7 protein-coding genes are annotated in these 5,564 nt (G+C 33.9%); all 7 read right to left on the minus strand.

From position 1 onward, the window contains the following. Positions 1 to 210: 210 nt before the first annotated feature. The gene (locus tag ACE3RB_RS09940) at positions 211 to 498 is read right to left on the minus strand and encodes a hypothetical protein (RefSeq protein ID WP_233333978.1); all 288 of its coding nucleotides are present in this window, start codon (positions 496 to 498) and stop codon (positions 211 to 213) included. A gap of 54 nt (positions 499 to 552) precedes the next feature. Then, the gene (locus ACE3RB_RS09945; RefSeq protein WP_233333977.1) at positions 553 to 1,323 is read right to left on the minus strand and encodes a GLPGLI family protein; all 771 of its coding nucleotides are present in this window, start codon (positions 1,321 to 1,323) and stop codon (positions 553 to 555) included. Positions 1,324 to 1,478: 155 nt separating this feature from the next. Then, positions 1,479 to 1,751 (minus strand): Ada metal-binding domain-containing protein, encoded by a 273-nt coding sequence (locus ACE3RB_RS09950; RefSeq protein WP_374464085.1) that lies wholly within the window; start codon positions 1,749 to 1,751, stop codon positions 1,479 to 1,481. A 12-nt stretch (positions 1,752 to 1,763) separates the two neighbouring features. Next, positions 1,764 to 2,477 (minus strand): 2OG-Fe(II) oxygenase, encoded by a 714-nt coding sequence (locus tag ACE3RB_RS09955; RefSeq protein ID WP_374464145.1) that lies wholly within the window; start codon positions 2,475 to 2,477, stop codon positions 1,764 to 1,766. A gap of 368 nt (positions 2,478 to 2,845) precedes the next feature. Further along, entirely contained in the window at positions 2,846 to 3,967 is a 1,122-nt protein-coding gene (locus tag ACE3RB_RS09960) for a T9SS type A sorting domain-containing protein (RefSeq protein ID WP_374464086.1), read from the minus strand. Positions 3,968 to 4,091: 124 nt separating this feature from the next. After that, a complete protein-coding gene (locus ACE3RB_RS09965) occupies positions 4,092 to 4,691 on the minus strand; it encodes a Crp/Fnr family transcriptional regulator (protein ID WP_291896760.1) in 600 nt (199 codons plus the stop codon). A 75-nt stretch (positions 4,692 to 4,766) separates the two neighbouring features. After that, entirely contained in the window at positions 4,767 to 5,348 is a 582-nt protein-coding gene (locus tag ACE3RB_RS09970; protein ID WP_374464087.1) for a hypothetical protein, read from the minus strand. Positions 5,349 to 5,564 lie beyond the last annotated feature (216 nt).

Genomic DNA, 5,564 nt, shown 5'->3' on the forward strand with positions numbered 1-5,564 from the left:
TCGTCGGGCTCATAACCCGAAGGTCATCGGTTCGAGTCCGGTTCCCGCTACTAAACGAAAAATCGGTATGACGTACTGTTATACCGATTTTTTTATGTTTTGTCTAAAAAATGATTTATTAAATATTTAAAGGGGGATTCTATAGTATTGTTGAATTTACAATAGATATTAAAAAAGCACTCTCATATGAGAATGCTTTTATATAATAAATTAACAATCTCCATAAGTAGAGTTAACAGCATAAGCTAATTCATCAATAAATGCTGGACTTTGATCCGGATTGTCAGATTGGAAAAAAACAGTATTTGTTGTACCACAGGCATTTGTATAAGAAACCGACCACCATCTAAAATATGTCATTAAAGCATGCTTCTGTTCTTTAGTAAGTTCCTTTACTTCTTTTGTGTTCTCTTGTTTAATTTCCTTTACTTCATCTTTTGTATTTGCTAAAGTAAATGTTGAAAGAGCCAGTGCTCCTGTAAAAAATAGTTTTTTCATAGTTAAAGTTTTTAAAATTAAGTTTTATAATTAGAGAGATAATACTTTACTGAACTAATCCATAAAAGTATTAATACGTTTAATTCGATCGGTCATTATTTTAGTTTTATCATTTCCATTTGCATCTACCACTTTCAGGTTTCCATTATACATTGATGGATTTTCATGAAAGTTTTTTCTTGCCTCTAAAAATTGTTGTTTATTTTTTGCCTTCACCTCGTTATAATATTTTAAAGGCTCTATAATATCTTCTGACTTCTTTATATCAGTTGCATAAATTTCTATTGTCTTATTTTTATTATAAACTTCTAATATCATCCCAGAAAGTCCCTTAAACCTAAAAGGCCCTTCTTGAATTGGAATATCTTTTGAAAACCAGGCGAAAACTGTATCACCTGTATCTGTTATAGCTTTAGCTAACTGACAGTTAAAACCTTTTATTTTTTTTGTATTGTCAAGAATTTCCCATTTTAATTTTGGCTCCTCAAAAGTAAAAATGTATTTTCCTACAGGAAGTGAAGCAGTAATAATATCATTGCTTTTATAAATACTTTCTACTGCTTTAGGATATTTTGGAATATTTCCATAATCTGTACTTATGGTCTCTGTTGAATTCCCTTTATAATATGCTTTGGCTTCTGCACTACAGTAAATTGATTCGGTGTTATTGCAAAGCAATATTGAAGAATAAATTTTTATTTTATCTCTATTTAAGCTATCAGAAATCATTTTTGTTTCGTAATTGATTTCCATTACAGCCTTAGATTGTGCTGAAATAGAAACCAAATTAGAAATAAATAATCCTGCAATGAAGATTTTCTTCATGGTTAATATTTTCATATAATATTACAAAACTATTTTAATACATTAATAGAGAATCACATTTTTTTTCGTATTTTTTTATTATGTTAAGAAGGATTAATGTTTCGTAATAATATAAATTTGATTTGAACCAATAGGATGAGCATAATTTCTATAAATTATTTTAATTCATCCTTGGAGCTTCTCTTAACAATTGACTCCTTCCACTGTTGATACGCCTCCCTCATACAATGTCCGCACGGACGGTAGTTGTTGTGTAACGCCTCTTCTTCATCCTGGAAGAAAACCCTGTTTTCCATCTTCATTCTTTTCCCGGATTTGCAGCCAAGCAATCCGTAGATTTTTAATTTTTTATTTCCTCCAAAACAAATTTCTCTGCTGTGGATTTTACTTCTTAGATTTCCAGGGGATAGTTGCGAATGAAGAATCATAATAGGTAAAAATTAATTAACTGCATCATGGAAAATAATGCCCAACGCATAGCGGTTTCCTTCTTTAACTTCACTTACGCCATGTTTCATATTAACCCTGTAATATCCTTTTGTGCCTTTTTCCGGTTTAAACTGAGTCGTGAAAATAAGGACGTCTCCTTTTTTAGGCTTTAAAACGATGGCTTTTGACTGTGCTCTCGGAGTCTGCTGGGTAAGCACAAACTCACCACCTGTAAAATCCTTGCCAGGTTCGCTAAGCATTAATACAATCTGAATAGGGAAATATATATCCCCATATAAGTCCTGGTGCAGCGTATTAAAGCCACCTTTTCCATATTTCAGAATTAAAACAGTAGCTTTTTGCTGTCCGTTGGCATGACATTGATCCAGAAATTCCTGATGATCTGAAGGAAATTGAGTATCAATATATAGTGCTTTAAACCATGAGTTGGTCATTGAAGCCAGATATGGGTAAATAGTTGTTCTTATGGTTTGAATAATTTCAGGTAATGGGTAATTAAAGTACCTGTATTCCCCAAGGCCGAAACGATGTCTGGCCATCACAACTGTTTTGCGGTAAAGAGCGGAATGGTCATAATTGGATTTCAATATATCGCAATCCTCTTCAGATAACAGTCCGGGAATAATGGCATATCCGTTTTGATGCATTGTTTCCGTAAGTTGCTGCCAGTCTGTATTTTTGATTTTATGAACAATATCTTTCATTGGTTTGATTTTATCTGCAAAAATCTGACGTTGTTCAGAATGATACAATCCGAAATATGCGGTATTTGTGATACTGGTGGAAACAGGAAAAGTAGTATTACTTCTACAATGGTGAACGTTTAATTCTACAGGCATTGTTCTACCGATAGAGGTTTTAGCCCCTATTTTTGTAAAGCTCTTACAGATCATGGGTAGGACAGTTGATCTGTAGAGCGTATGCAAAAAAATCTCTGCCTAATTTTCTACTTTTTCCCCAAGGGTTTTATGATTAGTACCACAAAACTGCTTTTCCGGCAGAGATTTTTTGCTTTAGATTTACTTTATCAATCTGATTGATCAGTAAAAATGTATTTTAAATAGCCAATAAATTAGTTGATAATGATTTTTTTAGTAACTGGAGGGAGATTATGATTATTTTTAACGGATAATAAATAGATTCCCTTTACCAATTTATTAGAACTTAAATCCAGAGTATATTCCGCCCTGCTGTTCAATTTTATTTTATCAGATAGCATGAGTTTTCCGGTAAGATCATAAATTGTTAATTCAACATCAGAGTAGTTTTTAGGGAAACTTAAGGTTATAAAATCTTTGGCAGGAACAGGATATATTAAAATTTCTTTATCGTCAGCCCATGCATCTGAAACAGATAGATTACTGCTGTTCTGACTAAAGAATTCCCATATTTTCTGAGTGTAGGAAATATCATTTTGTTGGGTAAGCCATACATGGCCTGCATTATTCACTTTATAAAGCTCAATGACAGAATTGTTAGCCGGGCTGGTGTATTTGTAATGGTCTACAGTAAATCCGTCATTGGCAGTATCAGGAAGAAGCGTATGTATTGCTGTACTGTTTGATGAATTGTTGTTTTTCCAGTAGCTGATCATTTCATCTACAGAATTTCCGAAGTTGTTGTTGCTGTAGCCAATAGTTGTATCAGCGGTGCCATGGAAATGAGCAATAGATACCGAACGTCCCGGAGTTCCCACGGCCACAGGTAAAATTCCGTTTCCGAAAGTACCCGACACAGAGGCAAAAACCTTTATTTTATCATTTAAAACCAATGCCAGCCTTTCTGTCATAAACCCACCCATAGAAAAGCCACAGGCGAAAACTTTATTAGGATTAATGTTGTAGGTCTGCTTTACAGTATCAATAAGAGTGCTGATGAAACCAATATCATCTACATTAGCGTTGGGAGTATAAAAAGAATATCCTGCCCCTGAATTCCAGGCTGTACCGGATAAAGGATCGCTTAATGCCTGCGGGCAGAGCACAATGATATTATTGGTTTCAGCCAGTGCTGCAAAACCAATATTCCTAAAATTATTCATAGTATCTCCCAATCCGTGTAATGTGATAACGAGTGAAGCCGGATTTTGAGCATTATAATTGGAAGGCACATAAATAGAATATTCCCTGAGTCCGGAACTGTGCTGGATAGTTGCAGTCTGCCATTGCTGACTGTAAAAAATACCAGTGATCAACAAAAATAACAATAGAATCTATTTCTTTACCATATCTTTTTTTTCAAAGATATTAAAGCAGTATCGATAGTCAATTTGACAAAAATCAAATAAAAAGACAAATGTTTTAACAAATGTCAAACATCTATTTTCTAGATCTGATCCTGCTTAGTGTCTCCTGTGTAATACCTAAAAAAGAAGCAATCATGCCCAATGTAAGAAGCTCTGCAGCTCTGGGATGTGATTTTATGAAGTCGTCATAACGCTCTTCTGCAGTTTGGAACAACATCCTGTCAACCCTGTTCTGGGTCATAATCAATACACTGCTCATGATCATCCTGTACAGATATTGAATGTCAGGAAATTTTTCAGAAAGTTCCTCAAGATCATCATAGCTTAATTTCCAGAGCAGGCAGTCATCCAGCAGCTCTATTCCCCTTTTATCCGGTTTCTGGCGGATAAAGCTGACAATTGATAAAAGTAAAGTTCCTTCGCCCCTGAAACCGTCAGTGATATCTTTTTCATCTTTATAGTAAAAAATACGGGCTGCTCCCTTCTCGATAAAATAGATGTGCCGGCAGATATGTCCGGGCTTTACCAGGATACTGTTTTTAGGGAGTTCCTCTTTTTGCAGTTTCGTAAAAATGGCCATCATTCCTTCAAGGGATAATGAAACAGGTGGAGCGTCTTTATTATCAAGCATTGAGCTGATGTAGGAATTGATTGCGGTAAAAATATGAAGCATATTGTGACAGGGTAAAATATAAGTATTAAAAAATCCCACTTTTCGGAGTGGGACTTTTTTATTGTATGATAAATATTATTGAGCCAGTTGGGCATAAGGGGTAAGCTTGTTGTCATCAGACATCGTCTGCCCCAGAAATTCTCTTTTCTGATCAGCTTTCATTCTTCCTGCCGCATCGTTGGCATTGAAGTAGGCTTCACTCAGTTTTGTTGCGATCTCAGCTGGTTTAAAATCAAATTTAGTATCACCATCTACGCCTAAATATCCGTTCTTTCTTGTAAGGTTGGTGATATAATTATTATAGTTGATCATGGTACCTCTGAACATATTGTTATGATATTCCATGCACTTTTTAGCTTTTTTGGAAGAATTGTTCAGGATGCAGTTTTTCATATTGTTTCTATATAAGAACCATTCAGATTCCAAAATACCGTATTCTTTACCTAAAGCAATCTTTCCGTTGTTCACAATATTATTATCTCCTTCTTTAGTCGCAATCGTCTGAAGATGTTGAATAACCAATGGAACGGTAGCTTCGATTTTTGATTTTGTATCTTTTAGTATGCTAAGGTCGGCAGCAGGAGAACCCTTTTTTTGTGCTGTAGTAAGGTTAAAAATAAGCAGTAATAGTACAATCAATAAATTATATCTTTTCATGAGAAATTTTTAAAGCACTAAAATAAATATAATTTCCCGGTTAAAACAAATTCATTTTAATTTTATTTAATAAAAATTAACAAGTTTTAAGAATTTACACCTTAAATGCTTCTTTTTATATGAATTAAAGAGGTATATTTTTCACTCCTTTAAAAAATTAATATATTTTAATTATTTTTATTTTACTGATTTACAGTATGTTGTGATTTTTATCTG

This window comes from Chryseobacterium sp. (assembly GCF_041914225.1).
Taxonomy (GTDB): domain Bacteria; phylum Bacteroidota; class Bacteroidia; order Flavobacteriales; family Weeksellaceae; genus Chryseobacterium.